Genomic DNA, 19405 nt, shown 5'->3' with positions numbered 1-19405 from the left:
ATCTTGTTTCTTATTCTTATCTAACTTATAATAAAAATAGAGATTATGACGGACGCATCAATAATGTAAGCTTGGAAATCCAAGCTTACATTATTTTTTGCTTTCCCTTTTCTAATAAAAAGAGTATACTAGTTTAGAACGTATGTTCTTAATGATTACATACAGTAAGGAGATAGAACAATGGTATACGATACAAAAGCAATTTCTTGGAATGAGTCTTTAAAACAACTTCAACGCCGCTATACAAACAAACAAGTTGATCGAAAAGAATTTGAAGATATTGAACTGATGGAATTCTTCCGCGATAACGACTACATTTCTTTACCTACACATATAAGCGGCCTATCAACAGCACGTTTTACTTCTTACTCTATTTTCACAACTGAAGATAAAGATCGTAAAGTTGGCACATTAATCATTGAATATGTAGAAGATGATAATAATAATTTATGTGTTGAACAACTATACTTTGTTTAAATGATAACGCTTGGTCAAAATGACCAAGCGTTCTTGCTTTCTATGAATCTCACTGTTTATAATATGAATAAAAGAAAACCGCAATCATTAAGGGGGGATAAGCTTGCTCGAAGGATGGTTCAGTTGGTTCATAGTGCTATGGACTGTTATTTTATTAGGACTTATGTCTATCGGTGGATACTTTATGTTCAGAAAATTCCTAAAAAGATTACCTAAAGAAGATGGTATGTCCATTTTAGATTGGGAAGAGCACTATATTAATAAAACTAGACATTTATGGGATGAAGAACAAAAACAATTGTTAGAAGAGCTCGTAAGTCCTGTTCCAGAACTATTTCGCGATGTTGCTAAATCAAAAATTGCTGGCAAAATCGGAGAACTGGCATTACAAGAAAAAGCCTCTCAAATTACACAAGATTTAATTATTAAAGGATATATTATTGCTACACCGAAGCGTGATCATAAATTTTTAGTAAAAAAACTACAAGAAAAAGAGATTGATTATTCTAACTATAAATCTTTACTCGCAAAGTAACTTCACATTATTTTCAATAAAAAGGACAGCGCCTTTGACGCTGTCCTTTTTATTTTATACATATAACGTTTTCAAGTTAGCTTCATATCTTTTTCATTATAAAAACCATCTTCTTTTTCCATTTCCTTCTGTAATTTCGTAAAGGAACGGTACATAGCAATTCTCCATGACACAATCATCGCGAACGCCAGTAAGAAGAACATACCACTAAGTTGTCCTAAATCAAGAGACTGACTTAAGTATGTTTTAAATACAATTCGCACGACAAGTAATCCAATTAATATAAAAACAAAGGCTTTTGAACGCTTCAAATAAATCTCTTGTCCTCTAATTTCAAATTTAGATGTTTTAATAAGGAAAATAGAGAAAAATAAACCGACGCCAATTGCTTCTAACATTTCTGCTGGAGTTAATCGAAATTCAGGAAAAACAAACATCAACGCTCCCGTGCTCATAAAAAATGGGGGAAGTATAATTTTTTTCAATGTTGCAGGTTTCTTAGCTGCTTTTAAACGAATAAACATCGCACCGACAGCCATACAAACAGCAACGATACTTGATAAAACAACTATGTTCATATTTTCTCATCCTTTTTTGTGGCTATATGCAAAATATACTTTCATTATATGCTTTTCCGTTAGTATTTCCAACATTTTCACAGAATAATACTAAAAACCGGTAAAACCACCAAATAAACTTGAGAAATATACGATAATTTTCGTCATCCAGTTGAAATATAGGAAGATACCCATGACAATCATAACGTATCCTCCAATTTTCATGAATTTCATACTATTTCTTTTAATCCAAGACATTTTCGTAATAAAGAATGATAGCACGAAAAATGGGATAGCAAACCCAAGTATGTATGCTATCATATAAATCATTGCTGATTCTGGATTTGTTGCTGCTAATCCAATGACAGACACTAAAATAGGTCCAGTACAAGGCGTCCACCCTGCAGCAAAGGCCAATCCAATTAGAACGGATCCAAAATAGCCACTCGGACGATTTTTAAACGTAAATTTACGGTCTTGCATTAAAAACTTCGGCTTAAACACACCGACAATAATAAGACCGAACACGATGATAAATATACCACCTAACTGTCTAATTAAATCTTTATAATTTGTAAAGATGCCTCCAATAAAACTTGTACCAAACCCAATTGCAATAAATATAATTGAAAATCCAAGTAAGAAAAACGCTGTATGTATCATACTTCTTTTACGAAGCATTGCATTTTCTTCTTTCAACTCAGAAACCGACATACCTGTTATGTACGATAAAAATGCCGGATAAAGCGGTAAGCAACATGGGGAAATAAATGATAAAAATCCAGCGCCAAACGCTAAAAAAATACTAATATCTTGCATGATTCCACTCCTCTCCTTACATATTGTAGCAAAAACACATAAAAATACTATGAACAATTCGTGAACTCACTTTAACAACGTGATAATAAGAAAAACTACCCTTACAAACAGTTTCTAATAAAACGTTTTCATTTCCTTCTATTATATAGAACAATCTCAATTAGACTACGAAACTTCTCTAATTGTTATTAACATAACAAAGGTAACATAGTTTCTCAAATGATTAGCACACTATAATGGACTACCCTTCTATCTCCCTAAAAAATATTTTTTTCAAGTGCTGCCTTTATACAATACGAAGCTGATTTTACAATACTTTTATTATTACTAATTTCAAGATTATGCATAAATATCATACTTTTATTATTATTCTATAAAATGTCACACTTTTCTTTTATTTGACCCTTTATTTTTAATTTTGTATACTTCCCTCTAGTTATATATGTCCGTTAGGAACAATTTCATATAGATGGGAGGAATTTTTCATGCTTCGTTATTCTCTTTTAGTTTTATTAGGAGCGTGTAGTTATGGGATTTTAGCTATTTTCGTTAAACTTGCCTATGCAGACGGATTTTCACTTGGAGAGGTAATTGGCAGCCAATATTTGTTCGGTTGGATTATTTTGCTTGCTATTACTCTTCTATTTTCTAGACATCGTGTTCCATTAAAACAAGCGTTAATTTTATTCGTTGCAGGTACATCTGCAAGTTTTACTGGAATTTTTTATTATGCTTCATTAAAAACTGTACCAGCATCTATTGCAATTATACTTTTATTCCAATTCGTTTGGGTCGGAATTATTATTGAAGCAGTCGTAACAAAAACATTACCTTCAAGAGAAAAGGTTATTTCCGTTATTTTCTTACTTGCAGGTACATTTTTATCAAGTGGTTTACTAGAGAAATCAGCAGGTGATTTCGATATGACTGGAATCATACTAGGTTTATTATCTGCTGTTACATTCGCAACATACATTTTCGTGAGCGGAAAAGTTGCTGTTGAAGTACCTTCATTACCGCGCGGTGTTCTCTTAATGACTGGCGCTTTAACTTTAGTAATGATCGTATTCCCGCCAACATTTATTTTTAGCGGTGCAATTTCTGAAGGACTTTGGAAATACGGTTTAGGATTAGGAACATTTAGTATCGTTATTCCTTCTATCGCCTTTACAATCGGTATTCCAAAGATCGGTTCTGGCTTAGCGACTATTCTTGGTGCAGCAGAACTACCAGTTACAACAATTATGTCTGTATTCGTTTTAAAAGAAGCGGTGCTATCTTCACAATGGATCGGTGTATCACTTATTTTAATCGGTATTGCAATCCCGCAAATTGCCTATGCAATGCGTGGACGTTATCGTAAACATCATACACACAAAAAATTGGCAGCATAAAACGAGAGAGGATTTTCATTTGAGAATCCTCTCTTTTCTTATTGTATACTTAATGTAAATACTTTATTTAAGAAAGAAGGCATTATACGTGGCAGCAAATCTAGAGCAATTAACTGAGATGCTAATTTCTATTCGTCGAAATTTGCATGAGCATCCAGAATTATCATACGAAGAATTTGAAACGACGAAGACTATAAAAAATTGGTTAGAAGAGAAAAACATTACGATTATAAATTCTAATTTAGAAACAGGCGTTATTGCTGAAATTTCAGGGAATAATAGCGGACCAATTATAGCAATCCGTGCTGATATTGATGCCCTTCCTATTCAAGAAGAAACAAATTTACCGTACGCTTCAAAAATTCCCGGTAAAATGCATGCTTGTGGGCATGATTTTCATACAGCTGCTATTATAGGTGCCGCTTATTTATTAAAAGAAAAAGAATCTTCTCTTAGCGGAACTGTACGCTTTATATTCCAACCAGCTGAAGAAAGTAGCAATGGTGCTTGCAAAGTAATTGAAGCCGGGCATTTACATGGCGTGCAAGCTATTTTCGGTATGCATAATAAACCTGATTTACCAGTAGGTACAATCGGTATTAAAGATGGTCCACTGATGGCCGGGGTCGATCGATTTGAAATTGAAATTCACGGAGTTGGTACACATGCAGCTGTACCAGATGCTGGTGTAGACCCTATTGTCGCGTCCTCTCAAATCGTGATGGCACTCCAAACAATTGTAAGCCGAAATATAAGCTCTTCACATAATGCCGTCGTCAGTGTCACAAACATCCATTCAGGAAATACGTGGAACGTAATTCCTGAAAAAGCAACGCTGGAAGGAACTGTACGTACATTCCAAACTGAAACACGTGAAAAGATTCCAGCTCTCATGAAACGTATTATTCAAGGGGTTTCTGATGCATTAGGTGTAAAAACAGAATTTCGTTTTTATGCAGGTCCTCCTGCTGTTCAGAACGATACATCTTTAACAAACTTATCCTCTCAAGTTGCTGAAGAAATGAATTTAAATATCATCTCTCCTACCCCGTCGATGGCCGGAGAAGATTTTTCTTTTTATCAACAAGAAATACCTGGTTCATTCGTTTTTATGGGAACGAGTGGTACACATGAATGGCATCATCCAGCTTTTACAGTAGATGAGCAAGCATTACCTATAAGTGCAGAATACTTCGCTTTGTTAGCTGAAAAAGCACTTAAACAATTTGCATAAAAAAGAGCCGTTAAGAAATACTTAACGGCTCCTTTTTTTAAGTTAAATCGCGTTTTAAAAATACTGTATAGGAAATGCTTAAAAATACAAATAAATATAGTAATAACATACATGAAGCAAATGGGAATGTTACTCCATCAATAAAACTTCCATTCTTTGAAATACTGTATAAATCTGTGTTTGCTGGCAATAAATATTTCGCCCAATCATATCTAGTTGCTGCTAATAATGCAATATTTCCTGATAAAGCAAGAAATAGTGAAATACCAATCGCGCCTCCACTAGATCTTGTTAATACAGAAATCATAAATGCAAACGCTGCGTACACAATGGTCGGCAACCACGATAAAATATAATACTTACTAGCTTCCACAAAAATATTTTGTTTTATAATATTTCCATCTTGGAAAATAAGCTCGCTCCATGCAGGCTGTTGGAATTTATAAATAACAAGTCCACTTAAAGTGGAGAAAATCATATTAAATATAAACAATAACGCTGCAAATATCACAATTGCTAAAAATTTAGCTGTCAAAATTTTAAATCGACTCGCTGGTCGTATCGTTAAAAATTTATATGTTCCCCAGCTATATTCATTCGCAAAAATTGTACTTGCATACACGAGGATAAATGGGAGCAATATTGGAAATACGATAAAACCTGTATCTCTCATGAAAGAAAGCGGAGAACTGCTTGCCGGTGCTGTATCTGTATCTAAATGCTTCATCTTAAGCTGATATTCCTTTACAAGCTCGTCCCCAGATCGTTCCGCTAAAATAGCTTCTTTTTTCATGCCTAGCTTTTTCTCAATTTCTACAGTTCGTTCTGTATAATCGGCTTTCCATCCTTTTGTTTCCGGTTCTAAATACTTTACCGTAACCCATCCTAATCCAATTATTAATACTGCAATAACTGCAAAGGGAATAATCGTTCGCTTTCGCTTAAATATTTTATACAGTTCGTTATACACTAAATTAAACAATATCTTTTCCCCCTGTTAATTCTAAAAATTGCTCTTCTAACGTTTTTCTTTCTTCATATACACGATACACTTGAATATTTTTCTCAAGCAATGTACGAATAACATTTGGGATTTCTTCATCTTTTACAGTAATAAGTAGATCATTACCTTTTATTAAAACATCTTGGTCTAACATTTCTGCTGCTTTATTCGCATCATCTACACGTATACGGATTGTCTCCATCTCTTCGCTTTGATTATGCTGAATATTTTGCGTCGCCACATATTCTCCGTGCTGAATAATGATAACTCTGTCACACATTAATTCAACTTCTGAAAGTAAGTGACTAGATACAAGTACCGCTTTTCCTTGTTCATGTGCAATTTTCTTTATGTACATTCTCATTTCATGTATTCCACTAGGGTCTAATCCATTCGTTGGTTCATCTAATATCAATACATCTGGATCGTGAATAAGCGCTTGAGCAATTCCTAAACGTTGTCTCATGCCGAGTGAATATGCTTTTACTTTACGGTCAATTACTTGTCCCATTCCTAACAATTTCACTACTTCATCGATACGTTCTTCTGTCACATTGCCATTCATCCGTCCAAAATATGTTAAATTTTCATAGCCGCTCAAAAATGGATAAAATTCCGGTGTCTCAATTACTGCTCCAATTTTCGAAGCCGTACTTTCAAATTGCTGTTTTACAGATTGGCCGTCAATCCAAACTTCTCCCTCTGTCATACGAATCATGCCGACCATCATTCTCATTAAAGTCGTTTTTCCAGCACCATTTGGTCCGAGCAAACCAACTACTTCACCCTTTTTAACTTCGAAACTAATATTTTCTACAAGTGTCTTGGAACCGATTCGCTTCGTTAACCGCTCAACCTTTACAATTGATTGTTCATTTGTCATACTATACAACCTTTCCTTCCCATTCTTTGTCAGGTCTTTACACTGTAACATGATTATTTTTATGTGTAAAATAGGAAAAGGCATGATTTCTCATGCCTTTCCCTTGAATTAAAATGAATTTTCATCTTGTAAACTTTGAACAAATCGAAAACATTGCATCATCGATAATAGGACGATAACGATCATAATTATACTAACAACTACTATTGCATATATTGTAATCGGTGCACTATTTATCCCTTGTATTCCTGCTATTTTCATAAAGATAATCGTAAATAATTTCAAAAATAACATCCCATTCACTAATCCAAAAACAAACGCTGCTCCATAAATAAATAATTGCTCCTGACATAATAAACATAGTACGTCATTTCTCTTCCTATTCTCTGCTACATAAGATTTAATTTCCTCTTTCCTCACTTGCAGAAGAGAAAACGTTATTTTATATGTAGTAAAAATACAAATAAAAATGAATACAATAAACAGCATGTAAAAGCTCATTTGAAATAAAAGTGTAGTCTCTAATTTCCCAATAGCTCCTTCATTAAATTGGAGCGATATCATAAAAAATAAAATCATAGTACTCATAGCAACCCACATGAATTGCTTCATCCTTTTGGCAGCAAATGTTCTTATATTTTTTCTCACTAACTGACATAAAGACATATATTCTTCCCCTACCTTACTTCATACCATACTCATTCTATACTACTAGTGTATAAAAATATGACATTTTAAACATCGCACTACAATCTGAATTTTTTCTAAGTCTTTAGTCCTAGAAAACAAAATGGTAAAAAAATCATATTCATAATATAATTGTAAAAAGGAGGGGGTTGCATGCGCATAAAATTGCTATTAATCTTTTCTTTATTATTTCTCACAAGTTGTAGCCCACTTAAAAACAATGCAGATGCCATTGTTGAGCCATATAAATTAACAAAAGAACAAACTTCTATTTTACAAATGACTCCTTTTCAAGAAGGAGACAGCATGTTTTATAACGTTACCCTAAAAAATGAAAAAGATGAAATACATGCTACAATTGATTATTATCAAAATGGTAAAAAAACAAACATAATTGCGAATATAGCTACCTCCCATTTTCAAAAAAAGAAAGTAAAGCTTTCTTTTTTACCACCTCAATCCCAACTCGATAAAGATGTACAAGTGCAAAAACATTGGTATGTTAATATTGAAGGTAGTTCCATGCTCGCTCCTGAAGAAGCACCTCCAATCGTAAATAGCTCTACCTCTACTACTCTTCAATCTGCAATAAACTTAACATACAATCAAAAGACGACTTTAGCGGCTATAATAAAAACGAATAAAGAAACCGTAAGAATTCCAATGCTTGAGGAAAAAACTGCTATTGACCAACTATTACAAGAAAACGAACATGTTTATCTCTTTAGTATAGAACTAAAAAAAGAACACTAAAGCGGAAATGCAATTATATTGCATTTCCGCTTTAGTGTTTAATGAGGTGTACTTTTTAACAAATTAATTAATCTCATCCTCAACTTCTATTCTTTTCTTCTCTCTTGCAATTTTCAAAAACTCTAAAAGTTCTGGATTAGTATTCATTTTTTTGTACGCTACTGACATTTCTGCAACAAAATTCGAATCACATAACTCTTTATATACGACTTCGGTTTTATACAATTTATTCGCCGATACAGGTATTACCGTAATTCCGATTCCTGCCGCTACAAGTCCCATAACTGTTTGATATTCCGTTGCTTCTTGTACAATGTGTGGACTAAATCCTACGTCGCGGCAAAGTGATAAAATTGTATCGTATAACGCTGGCCATACCGGTCTCGTAATAAATACGAACGGTTCGTCTCTTAAATCTTCAATATGTATTTCTTCCTTTTCAGCAAGTGGATGTGCCTTCGGTAAACATAACGTACAAGAAAGCTTTTGAATTGGTTCTAACTCTAGTAATTGCGTTGGAATTGGCGGACGCAAAAAGCCAATATCAATACGGTTATCATGAAGTGCATGCACCTGATCCGGTGTTGACAGTTCATGTAATGCAACAGACACTCTCGGAAATTTCTTTCTATACTCCCTTACGATAGATGGTAAAATATCATATATCGCCGCACCTACAAAACCAATTGAAAGTGAGCCCACTTCTCCCCTTTGGGCACTTTGTGCAACTTCTACTGCTTTATCAATTTGTTCGAACGCTTTTTTTACTTCTTTTAAAAACATTTCTCCAGCTTCTGTTAATTCAACTTTTCTCTTCGTTCTTGAAAATAACATAACTCCCATTTCTTTTTCTAATTGCTGAATTTGTTGACTAAGCGGTGGTTGTGTCATTTGTAAACGAGCAGCTGCTCGTCCAAAGTGTAACTCCTCTGCCACTACAACAAAATATTGCAAATGCCGTAATTCCATTTTGGACACCCTTTTCACTTTCAATTAATACATCTAATATATTAATAACATATAATTTATATATTAGACAAATTTTTCGAATGAACGTATAGTAGAAATTGTTAATTCTTTTTTACAATTTTTATGTAAAAAAAGAAAGAGGTGGGTACTGTATGAAATGGTGGAAATTAAGCGGACAAATTTTATTATTATTTTGTTTCGCTTGGACAGGTGAATGGATTGCAAAACAGGCACACCTCCCAGTTCCAGGAAGTATAATCGGTATTTTTTTATTGTTAATTTCATTAAAATTTAACCTAGTGAAAAAAGAATGGATACAGGACGGAGCAGACTTTTTATTAAAAGAACTTATTTTATTTTTCATTCCTTCTGCAGTCGCTGTCATACGCTACAAAGATACACTATCACAATATGGAATCGATCTCATTTTAATTATTATGATTAGTACACTTTGTGTCACTCTCGCTACAGGACTCCTAACAGAATTGCTAATAAAGCGGAAAGGATCCACACAATGATCGGCTTTCTTTGTTTACTATTAACACTATTCACATATTGGATATCGAAGAAAATGTATCAACGCTGGAATTGGAGCTTACTTTCTCCTCTTCTCGTCTGCCCTATTATTTTAATTGCTTTATTACTCGGACTAGACACACCTTATGAAACATATGAAACAGGTGGTCAATGGTTAACAGAATTATTAAAGCCTGCAACAGTCGCTTTTGCATGGCCAATCTATAAATACTTTGATTTACTCAAGAAACATGGAATAGCTATCTTACTTAATGTCATTGTCGGCTCGTTTTTATCAGTTATTACTTCAGCACTACTAGCAAATTATTTTCAAATTGATTCATCGTTAGAACATAGTTTAGCACCTCATATTGTAACGACACCAATTGCAATGGCCATTTCAGAAATGATCGGTGGTATGTCACAATTAACAGCTGTATTTGTTGTTTTAACTGCGTTAACAGGAGCATTGCTCGGACCTTCTCTCATACGTATATGCCGTATTAAAACAGCGCTCGCAAAAGGCATTATGTTAGGCACGAGCGCAAATGGAACCGGTACATCAAAAGCATTCGAAATCGGCCCTGTAGAAGGAACCATTGCAAGTTTATCTATGCTTTTAACAGCAGGAGCTAGTTTAGTTATCGTTCCGCTTTTCTTATCATGGATACATTAAAAAAGCGAGTGTTTAAACACTTGCTTTTTTTATTATATATTTATTTAAAATCTCATAATCCTCCGGGAAAGATAGCGTTAATTCCTTCACTTCATCTATCCTTTTCCAAGTAATTTCATGTATTAACTCATCAGGATCTTGGATTTTCATACTACCGCCTATTTTTTTAACGACATAATAATGAACGTATACAGGAACCCCGTATGTAATACCCTCTTTTTCGTATATTTTATTTACAACTTCCACATTGTAACCTGTTTCTTCCCAAACTTCTCGAATACAACATTCTTCTAGTGTCTCTCCCTTTTCAAGCCCTCCACTTGGAACAGACCACCTTTTTTCTTCACCCTTTTGCCCTTGCAACACCATTAAAACTTCATTTTTTTCATTTATACATACTGCTGCACAACCTATCCATCTTTCCATATACATCCCTCCCCTACTACTATTCGTCTTCTTCTTTATTTTCCCCTTGAAAAAAGAGGAAAAAAGGAAAACGATGACGAAAACTTACATCAACTTCATAGACAATCCCTTCTTAGAAATTAAAAATGGAAGGATGAAAATATGATTTCTAAATATGTTGTGGAATGTGTCTTTTGTGAAGAAAATCGAAAACCACGCCAAGCTATCGTAACAGTTCCCGCCACTACTCAGCTACTAGCCATTGAAAAAGTGCGTGCGGAATGTAAACGTCGTTTCGGAAAAGCTTTATTATTGCAAACAGAAATTAAAGAAGAAATAACTATTGAACAAAAAGAAAGCCGACCATAAATTGGTCAGCTTTCTTATCCGATCATATTTTCACATGAAGATTAGGGGCATCCTCTTTAAGGATCGGGATTTTCCCATTATGTACGTTCCATAATGGTCATCGAACAATATATTTCTATGCAATTAATTATTGAATAGAATAGGGCAAAACTTGTTCGCATTTTTAGAAAAGGGATAGGGATATAATTCAAGTATTACTTCAAATACTCGAACTTTACACTCATTATATTAAAGCAAATCCTTTTATATGGGAAATATGAATTACTTACATAATTCATTCGTAAAACATATTAGTTTGCTATATTATTTTTATTCCATCAATAACATACATCCAGCTACAACTGGTGTCATAATCATTGAAAACTTCAAAAGCATACGTGGTGCATAATTTGTAAACTTCGCTCCGATATACGCTCCTAACATCGTCCCAATTAATACTTGCAATAACAATATATAATCTAGATACCCTTCTGAACTATATCCTATCCCACCTCCAATCGCAATCGGCAATATAACAAGCATTGTTGTTCCTACAGATTGCTGGATTGTTAAACCTAATAGAACCATTAATCCAAGTTGAATAAATGGTGCAGAACCAATCCCGAATGAACCAGCCATCATTCCAGTGACTAATCCAAGACATATACATTTCATTATATTTTCTTTCGAAAAATCTTTAATTTCTGCTAAAAGTAGTTCTTCCCTATTTTGAAACTTAATTAATTTAACAAACATAAAAATTGCAGATAAAAATAACATCCCAGCTGTAAACCAATGAAGAAGATGCGGTGGTATAAGTGAACCAAGCTTTGCACCAATATAAGAACCAAGTGCTCCACATCCACCAACAATCCCGCCTATAGTAACCACAACATTTCCTTCACGATAATGACTTATAACCCCAGATAATGTCGTAAATGCCATAGCAGTTAAAGACGTTGCAAGCGCAACATGAATAGGAACGCGGAATACTAAAGTGAGTATTGCGATAATAAAACCAGCTCCCCCTGCTCCAACAAATCCTAATAAAACTCCCATTACTAACATCGTTATAATAATTGCCACAGACTTTCCCTCCAGTAAAGCAATTATCCATTATATTCTTCCTTGTATACAAATAAAAAGCATCCTAGATGGATGCTTTTTATTTCAATAATATGTACTTAATCTTGATTAATCAAAATAACTGCAGGACCAGCGACTACTACTCCAGCTACTTCTATCTTTTCAAATTCCTTTACTGTAATAGATATAACTCCTTCTCTTTCCATTAATTCTTTACTCAGGACATCAGTCGGGATTGCTTTCACCGTCTTACCTCCTTTTCATTTATACAATATGATACAGTGAAACTTTAATTAGGCTGCCCGTTTATGTACGATAAAAATAACCCAATGCATCTATATATATGCATCACCTCCGCTTTCATTCCTTATTCCCTTCAAAACCCTTCTCTCCCTTCCGTAACGTATTGAAAAATAAAAAAGAAGCTATAACATATAGCTTCTAAATTTATTTAATCTCTCTGCACCTTATATTTCAAAACTCTACCATCTTTGTCAAATTGTAAAACAAGATGTTCACTATCTATAGGGATAAAGCCACGTTCAGTTCCAAGATAGTACGAAGTGATAACCCCGTTTTCTCCATTTCTCGTTTCAGTAGGCGTTCCTAATAATTGTGTAATTTCTTCATTTGATTTTCCTGTTAATTTATATTTTTGTATTAGATCATCTACCATATGTACCCGTTTATCTTCAGCATGTAACCATCGATCTTGATTAAACTTTGAAGTGTATGTATTCATACTTAATTGTGCAGTACATACTATTAACGGAATAAGTGCTACTATTAACACTCCCGACATTTGCTTCTTTTCTTCATTACGATTTTTAGCAACATATAAGATCGACTTTTGAATCATAACTAATAAAACAAATGGCACGACTATTACAAAAACGCTCGTTACACTTAATGACGTATGAGCCATACCAATAATAAACATAAAAGCAAGATACATTAGTATATACAAACAAATATAAACATACAAAATACCCCTTAATATAGTACTCAGAAAGCCCACCTCTTTTTAATTCATTATATAATTTATTCGATTAATGGTTTCTCGAAGTTTTTCTAACTCTTGCTCAGTATATATTATTTTCCCTGTTAAGATCTCATTTCTGAAGAACGTTACAATTTGCTCTCTATCTTTTAATCTCGGCGTTTTTTCTTCAGAAAGATCTAGCACTTCTTTCCCGCTCTCATTATAAAAATATACAATCGGTTTTACATTTTCCTTTACAATATCTACTTGTACTTCTTTCAAACAATTGTATAGAATATGCGATAGTTTCTTCGCTCTATATACTGGATTCCCTTCATTTTTCACTTGTATCGTTAATGAATCTTCACCTGTAATGTATGCAAACGTCTCTTCTTTCTCTTCCTCTTGTTGATACTTGCCAATTTCATCAATCATAAATGAATATATACTAGCATTGTCTTTCGTTAAGCCATGAATTAATTTCCCTGTCCATTCTTTCGTCTCAAGTACATACATACCCGTTTTACTTAAAACAAGATGATGAATTCGAAAATCATTTCCACCGTGCTGATTTCTAATAAAAACATTCGGCATAATATGAAATTCATTATCTTTTATTATGCCTTGATCTACGAAGCCTCGCTTCATATAATGTAATGTTTCGTGTGTATTCACTTCAGCTCCATTTTTCGTATACTCTCGCAAATTTGCAATTAATTGTTGAAACATATGTATTTCGTTACTATGCTTTTCTTGCACTTCACTGCGTTCTTTACTATGTTGCACAGCTAATTGATTTTTCAACATACGCATATTTTCAAGTTCTCTAGCTGCACTTATTTGTAAATCATTGTATTTCTTCTGTTCCATATTTTTTAATGTATTTTGTTGTTCTTTATGCTCTGTAACTGTAGCTGCAATTTCATTTTCATACGTTTCAATTGCTTGTTTCTTTTCAAATTCTACTTGCTGACTCTCTGATTCTAGCTGCTTATTTTTATAGAACAGCACGAATGCTACAGCTAATAATAATAAAATCACACCTATTAGCACATAATCCATATTTTTACTCCTTTATTTCATTTTCATTTATTTTTATAAACATCCATTATATTATACTATGCTTTCAATATACACTTTGTAAAAATTACATATTTTTAATGAAGAGAGACTTTAATAAGCGATTTTCCCCATTCCCCACTGATTGTTTCAGGTTGCCTGCAAATAGCAGAATAAAAGGCATCTCAGGCGAGATACCTTTTACGTGCATTTTATTGTACACCATACTGAATATAACTTGAATCATAGTATATCCAGCCATTTCCACCTAAACCGAGCCAGCCATCTTGCTTACACCATACTCTATAAGCCTCACCGCGATGTAACTGTCTTATAACATTTCCATTTAATGATGGAGCATCCCGCAGATTCACATTATCACCAGTAATAGTCGCCACATAATGTTTATACTGAATGTAACTTGGATCATAGTATATCCATTCGTTTCCACCTAAAGCAAGCCAACCATCTTGTTCACTCAAAACTTCATACGATTCTCCTCTATTTAGCTGGCGAATTACACTAGATTGTAAAGATGGTCCACTCCGTAAATTTACATTATCGCCTTTAATTACAGCAACGCCGTAGACTGCAGTAGCAGTACTAGGTGGAGAAACATTTCCACCACCATTGGTTCCATTTCCTTGCAAAGCTTCTAATGAAACCGCTGCTGATACGTCACAATTTCCTACTACACCTGAAATTCGACCAGAATCTGTGTATTGCCATGCTGTCCACTCTGTCCATCCACCAGCATCAGCAGGCGGCGTACTAGAGTATTTAGAAATCCAAAGTGGAATATCACTTAATCCGTTAATTCCAAACTCATTAATATACCAAACTCCTGTATATAACATGACATCTTTTCCAGTAGCCTGTTTCACATAATTTATGAAACTTCTTGCCCAATTAGATATAGCAGTACCAGTTAAATTACTATTACTCGGATTTATCGGTGATTCTAAATCTAAAACTGGCATTAAGTCTGTCTGATTGCTTTGTAATATGTTCACAAAATGTTTCGCTTCTGAAATTGCATCATTTAGTTCTGGATGTGCAAAATGGTATGCACCGATTAATACATTCGCATTTCGCGCTGCTTGTACATTTTGAACCAAAGTAGGATCAAGATTATTCACACCTTCTGTCGCTTTTGCATACGCCGCTGAAATACCCGATCCCTTCACTGCATTCCAATCAATGTTCCCTTCCCAATGAGACACATCGATAAACGTAATATTTGAACTAGATCTATCTTGCATATAAAAGCTCCTATCAATTTTTTTCATTTCGTATACATACAATATGTACAACTTTAATAAAGGGTCACGACGTTTATACTATAGACATTGAGAGCAAACATATTTTATAAACAAAGTAAAAAGGCCTTGTAATTACAAGGCCTTTTGTAAGATCCCTTTATTTTGTAGTAAATACATATTATAATACAACCCTTGCTCACTCAGTAATTCTTGATGTGTTCCTCTTTCTACTATTTCTCCATCATGCATAACAAAAATTTGATCTGCATCTTGAATTGTAGATAATCTGTGTGCAATTGCTATAGTCGTTCTCCCTTTTCGCATTTGCTGTAATGCTGTTTGGATCGCATCTTCTGTTTCTGTATCAATATTAGCTGTTGCTTCATCTAATACTAATACTTTCGGATTCGTTGCTATCGTTCTAGCAAAAGCAATTAATTGGCGTTGACCACTAGAAAATGCAGCTCCTCTTTCTACTACTTCTGTTTCATACTGCTCTGGTAATTTTTCAATAAACGTATTCGCTTGCACAAACTGTGCCGCTTCTTTTACTTCTTCATCCGTAATTTCTTCATTGTACATACGAATATTTTGTTTTACATTTCCCGCAAATAAAAATGCATCTTGCAATACGAGTCCTATTTTCTTTCTAATTTCTCGTTCTTCAAATTTCTCTAAATCTACACCATCTATTACAATATTTCCAGACTTAATATTATAAAATCGCATTAACAAATTCATAATAGTACTTTTTCCGCTACCAGTGTGCCCAACGAAAGCAACCGTTTGCCCTTGTTTCACGTGAAAAGATACATTTTTTAAAACATCACGTTTTCCATCATACGAAAAAGTAACATTTTTAAATTCAATTTCTCCATTAACAACTTGAGGATTTCCATCCCCTTTTTGAACTGGAGCTAAATCTTGCTCATCCATTAAATGAAATACACGTGATGATGAAACAAGTGCCTGTTGGAAGAATGATAATTTCATCATCATCTCATTTACAGGCTGGAAGAAACGATGTATATAATTAACAAACGCATATAAGACACCTACTTCAACAGGACTCTTCAAAGCATCAATTCCAAATAAACCAAGTACTAACGCAATAGCCACAATATGAACTAAATCAGTTGCTGGACGTAAAAGTAACGCGTCTAACTTTAACGTCCGCCGCCCTGCACTATAATGTTTATTATTCACTTCTTCAAACTCTTTTCTCATACGCTTTTCTTGTCTGAACACTTGAACAATATTCATTCCTTGAATGGACTCATTTAACTTTGCATTTAACACGCTTAATTGATTACGTACTTCTAAATAAAAGGCTGCACTTTTCCGGCGATATAGCACCATAATTGCAAACATTATCGGAATTAATATGAGAGAAAATAGGGCTAGTTTTACATTTAATAAAAACATTGCTACTAAAATACCTATTAAAAAGACTACATTTTTGACAAATGTGGATAATACACTGACATAAAAATCTTTAATTGCTTCCGTATCATTCGTTATGCGCGATACAAGCGTACCAATCGGCGTACGATCAAAGAAACTTAATGATAACTTTTGAACATGATCATATACTTCAACACGCATATCTTGAACAATTTTAAAAGCGATATTTTGAAAATACAATAAGTCTAAATAAGTAAATAATACTTTTAATAAGTGAGCAATAAGATACACTACAAATAGAGTAACAAGTGCTGATTGATCAAAGTTACGTGGTACTAAATGTTCATCAAGAAATTGTTTAATTAAAAAAGGACCCATCATTTCAGTTACAGTTGCACCAACTAAAAAGATAAATGCTAAAGATAGCAACCTTTTATATGGCTTCATATAAGAAAGTAATCTACTTAAATCACTCCGCTTCTTCCCGGTCATCATACGCCTCCTTTCTCGACTAATGCTTCTAACTGCTGGCTCTCGTACATTTCTTTATACCAACCGTTTTCTTTCATTAATTGTTCATGTGTACCTCGTTGCACAATTCTGCCTTCATCCACAACAAGTATAAGATTGGCATGTTGAATTGCACTTAAACGATGAGCAGTAATAATCGTTGTTTTTCCTTCTCTTTCCCTCTTTAATGCATTTAAAATCGTTTCTTCTGTTTTTGCATCTACCGCTGATAAACAATCATCTAAAATTAAAATTTCCGCATTCGTTAATAAAGCACGTGCAATAGAGATTCTCTGTTTTTGGCCTCCAGATAACGAAACGCCTCTTTCTCCTACTACCGTTTCATATCCTTCTGAAAATTGGAGGATGTCATTATGAATACAAGCAATCTCTGCAGCGCGGGTTATTTCATTATATGTAGCATCCGCCTTTCCGAAGGCAATATTCTCCCCAATACTCGCTGAAAATAAAAAATGATCTTGCGGCACGTATGAAATGGCAGAACGGACACCGTAAAGTGTTACATCGCGAATATCCCGCTCCCCAACTTTTAATTCACCACTAAAATGATCATACTCACGGATTAAACATTTTAATAAAGTCGTTTTCCCTGCTCCTGTACGTCCGACAACGCCTAGTGTTTCACCCTTCTTCAAATCAAAGTGAACATCTATTAGCTGTAACAGTTCATTTTTCTTATATGAAAATGAATCGACCGCAAATGTAACATCACCGCTTGCTACTTTATGTACAGCATCTTCTCTATTTACTACATCTGATTTTTGCGAGAGAATTTTTTCTACACGGTCATACGAAGCACGCCCACGTTCCATAATGTTGAACAACCATCCAAAGGCTAACATTGGCCAAACGAGGGTACCTAAATACGTTGTAAATGTAACGAGATCACCTACAGTTAATTCACCCCTCACAACTAATACTGACCCGTAACACACTGCAATTAAAAAAGAAAATCCAACGATAAGAGAGATTGTTGGATCAAACAACGAATCAATACGTGCGACTAACATATTTTTATGTACAACATCTTCTGATTTTTTTCGAAATGCTTGTAAATCTTCTTTCTCTTGTCCAAGTGATCGAATTACCTTCATCCCACTCATACTCTCTTGCACTTTATCATTGATTTCTGAAAACGATTGCTGCGCTTTATGAAACCTTTTATGTAATAACGTTCCATAATAATTTGTCGAAATCGCTACAATCGGCATTGGAATTAAGCTTAACAATGTTAACTTCCAACTAATTGTAAAACCCATCGCTACGAGTACACATCCCCCAACCGCTAATGAGTCAACAAGTGTTAAAACGCCCGATCCAGCAGTTTGTTGAATCGCCTGAATATCATTAGTCGCATGCGCCATCAAATCACCCGTACGACGTGATTGATAGAAAGATGGGCTCATCTTTGTAAAATGTTCATATAAATTCTTTCGTAATTGACGGGCTAGTTTTAACGAAGATCCAAAAATCATAATACGCCATAAATAACGTAATATATACATAGTAATCCCTACAACTACTAACAGAATAACCCACTTCAACAATTTTTCAGATGTTAATGTTCCATTATTAATTTCATCTACTACAATACCTAGTACTTTCGGAGCTACAAGTTCAAGAAGCGCGACACCAAATAACATAATAATTCCGATTATGTACGCTCGTTTTTCTTGTTTAAAAAACCACGCTAAATTAATAAATACCTTCATTTTTATCCTCCTCTCTTAAAATGAACGATGTTTTTAGTTTACCAAAAATACTGAATTTTTAAAAGTTTTAAACACTTCGAAAAATCCAATAGGAAAGGGCACTCTTATCGAGT

General features: G+C 34.1%; 23 protein-coding genes. 8 read left to right on the top strand and 15 right to left on the bottom strand.

Annotation, left to right across the window (positions count from 1 at the left end):
• Positions 1-180: 180 nt before the first annotated feature.
• Together FS802_RS24700 and FS802_RS24695 are read left to right on the top strand one after the other, a co-directional pair.
• Positions 181-477: a hypothetical protein gene (locus tag FS802_RS24700; RefSeq protein WP_000262403.1), complete on the top strand. Its 297-nt coding sequence runs from the start codon at positions 181-183 to the stop codon at positions 475-477.
• Positions 478-580: 103 nt separating this feature from the next.
• The gene (locus FS802_RS24695) at positions 581-1012 is read left to right on the top strand and encodes a DUF2621 domain-containing protein (RefSeq protein WP_000889390.1); all 432 of its coding nucleotides are present in this window, start codon (positions 581-583) and stop codon (positions 1010-1012) included.
• A gap of 71 nt (positions 1013-1083) precedes the next feature.
• Here FS802_RS24695 and FS802_RS24690 read toward each other — a convergent pair whose 3' ends face one another.
• The 3 genes from FS802_RS24690 to FS802_RS32100 form a co-directional block, all read right to left on the bottom strand.
• Positions 1084-1590 carry a CcdC family protein gene (locus tag FS802_RS24690; RefSeq protein ID WP_001028637.1) on the bottom strand — a complete coding sequence of 169 codons (507 nt, stop codon included), beginning with the start codon at positions 1588-1590 and terminating at the stop codon, positions 1084-1086.
• 90 nt (positions 1591-1680) lie between these two features.
• Positions 1681-2388: a cytochrome c-type biogenesis protein CcdA gene (gene ccdA / locus FS802_RS24685; RefSeq protein ID WP_001152684.1), complete on the bottom strand. Its 708-nt coding sequence runs from the start codon at positions 2386-2388 to the stop codon at positions 1681-1683.
• 16 nt (positions 2389-2404) lie between these two features.
• On the bottom strand, positions 2405-2548 hold the full coding sequence (locus tag FS802_RS32100; protein WP_087944407.1) for a peptidase T: 144 nt from the start codon (positions 2546-2548) through the stop codon (positions 2405-2407).
• A gap of 325 nt (positions 2549-2873) precedes the next feature.
• On the opposite strand from FS802_RS32100, the gene FS802_RS24675 reads away from it, so the two are divergent.
• Both FS802_RS24675 and FS802_RS24670 read left to right on the top strand, forming a co-directional pair.
• Positions 2874-3782 (top strand): EamA family transporter, encoded by a 909-nt coding sequence (locus tag FS802_RS24675; protein WP_000947017.1) that lies wholly within the window; start codon positions 2874-2876, stop codon positions 3780-3782.
• Positions 3783-3870: 88 nt separating this feature from the next.
• Positions 3871-5016 carry a M20 peptidase aminoacylase family protein gene (locus FS802_RS24670; RefSeq protein WP_098654611.1) on the top strand — a complete coding sequence of 382 codons (1146 nt, stop codon included), beginning with the start codon at positions 3871-3873 and terminating at the stop codon, positions 5014-5016.
• Between the two features lie 37 nt (positions 5017-5053).
• On the opposite strand, the gene FS802_RS24665 is transcribed toward FS802_RS24670, so the two are convergent.
• The 3 genes from FS802_RS24665 to FS802_RS24655 all read right to left on the bottom strand — a co-directional run bounded on the left by FS802_RS24665 (position 5054) and on the right by FS802_RS24655 (position 7568).
• The gene (locus tag FS802_RS24665; protein WP_098720295.1) at positions 5054-5998 is read right to left on the bottom strand and encodes an ABC transporter permease; all 945 of its coding nucleotides are present in this window, start codon (positions 5996-5998) and stop codon (positions 5054-5056) included.
• Positions 5991-6902, bottom strand: coding sequence for an ABC transporter ATP-binding protein (locus FS802_RS24660; RefSeq protein ID WP_000180644.1), 912 nt, complete (start codon positions 6900-6902; stop codon positions 5991-5993). Before FS802_RS24660 ends, FS802_RS24665 begins: the two co-directional genes overlap by 8 nt.
• Positions 6903-7010: 108 nt before the next feature.
• Positions 7011-7568: an FtsX-like permease family protein gene (locus tag FS802_RS24655; protein WP_000050588.1), complete on the bottom strand. Its 558-nt coding sequence runs from the start codon at positions 7566-7568 to the stop codon at positions 7011-7013.
• A gap of 174 nt (positions 7569-7742) precedes the next feature.
• Here FS802_RS24655 and FS802_RS24650 point away from each other — a divergent pair, with 174 nt between their 5' ends.
• Entirely contained in the window at positions 7743-8342 is a 600-nt protein-coding gene (locus FS802_RS24650; RefSeq protein ID WP_001220595.1) for a hypothetical protein, read from the top strand.
• A gap of 63 nt (positions 8343-8405) precedes the next feature.
• On the opposite strand, the gene alsR is transcribed toward FS802_RS24650, so the two are convergent.
• Positions 8406-9311, bottom strand: a complete 906-nt coding sequence (alsR, locus tag FS802_RS24645) for an acetoin biosynthesis transcriptional regulator AlsR (protein ID WP_000423222.1) — start codon at positions 9309-9311, stop codon at positions 8406-8408.
• A gap of 152 nt (positions 9312-9463) precedes the next feature.
• Here alsR and FS802_RS24640 point away from each other — a divergent pair, with 152 nt between their 5' ends.
• Positions 9464-9829, top strand: coding sequence for a CidA/LrgA family holin-like protein (locus FS802_RS24640; protein WP_098654609.1), 366 nt, complete (start codon positions 9464-9466; stop codon positions 9827-9829).
• Positions 9826-10503, top strand: coding sequence for an LrgB family protein (locus FS802_RS24635; protein WP_000578956.1), 678 nt, complete (start codon positions 9826-9828; stop codon positions 10501-10503). The genes FS802_RS24640 and FS802_RS24635 overlap by 4 nt, the downstream gene beginning before the upstream one ends.
• 12 nt (positions 10504-10515) lie before the next feature.
• Here FS802_RS24635 and FS802_RS24630 read toward each other — a convergent pair whose 3' ends face one another.
• A complete protein-coding gene (locus FS802_RS24630; protein WP_000442961.1) occupies positions 10516-10929 on the bottom strand; it encodes an NUDIX hydrolase in 414 nt (137 codons plus the stop codon).
• A gap of 141 nt (positions 10930-11070) precedes the next feature.
• Here FS802_RS24630 and FS802_RS24625 point away from each other — a divergent pair, with 141 nt between their 5' ends.
• A complete protein-coding gene (locus tag FS802_RS24625; RefSeq protein ID WP_000624204.1) occupies positions 11071-11277 on the top strand; it encodes a DUF3903 domain-containing protein in 207 nt (68 codons plus the stop codon).
• A gap of 309 nt (positions 11278-11586) precedes the next feature.
• Here the strand turns inward: FS802_RS24625 and FS802_RS24620 are convergent, their stop codons facing one another.
• The 7 genes from FS802_RS24620 to FS802_RS24590 all read right to left on the bottom strand — a co-directional run bounded on the left by FS802_RS24620 (position 11587) and on the right by FS802_RS24590 (position 19292).
• Complete coding sequence (locus FS802_RS24620) at positions 11587-12342, bottom strand: sulfite exporter TauE/SafE family protein (RefSeq protein WP_098654608.1); 756 nt, start codon at positions 12340-12342, stop codon at positions 11587-11589.
• Between the two features lie 98 nt (positions 12343-12440).
• On the bottom strand, positions 12441-12587 hold the full coding sequence (locus FS802_RS24615) for a BC1881 family protein (protein ID WP_000644411.1): 147 nt from the start codon (positions 12585-12587) through the stop codon (positions 12441-12443).
• 206 nt (positions 12588-12793) lie between these two features.
• A complete protein-coding gene (locus tag FS802_RS24610) occupies positions 12794-13360 on the bottom strand; it encodes a hypothetical protein (RefSeq protein ID WP_078183007.1) in 567 nt (188 codons plus the stop codon).
• A 6-nt stretch (positions 13361-13366) separates the two neighbouring features.
• Entirely contained in the window at positions 13367-14386 is a 1020-nt protein-coding gene (locus FS802_RS24605; protein ID WP_098654607.1) for a nuclease-related domain-containing protein, read from the bottom strand.
• A gap of 209 nt (positions 14387-14595) precedes the next feature.
• Positions 14596-15645: a GH25 family lysozyme gene (locus FS802_RS24600; protein WP_098708146.1), complete on the bottom strand. Its 1050-nt coding sequence runs from the start codon at positions 15643-15645 to the stop codon at positions 14596-14598.
• 132 nt (positions 15646-15777) lie between these two features.
• Complete coding sequence (locus FS802_RS24595; RefSeq protein ID WP_144525540.1) at positions 15778-17541, bottom strand: ABC transporter ATP-binding protein; 1764 nt, start codon at positions 17539-17541, stop codon at positions 15778-15780.
• Positions 17541-19292, bottom strand: coding sequence for an ABC transporter ATP-binding protein (locus tag FS802_RS24590; RefSeq protein WP_000862361.1), 1752 nt, complete (start codon positions 19290-19292; stop codon positions 17541-17543). Before FS802_RS24590 ends, FS802_RS24595 begins: the two co-directional genes overlap by 1 nt.
• Positions 19293-19405: the final 113 nt, after the last annotated feature.

The organism is Bacillus sp. DE0042, from assembly GCF_007680225.1.
GTDB lineage: Bacteria > Bacillota > Bacilli > Bacillales > Bacillaceae_G > Bacillus_A > Bacillus_A wiedmannii.
This window is presented reverse-complemented; position numbering and strand designations above follow the sequence as displayed.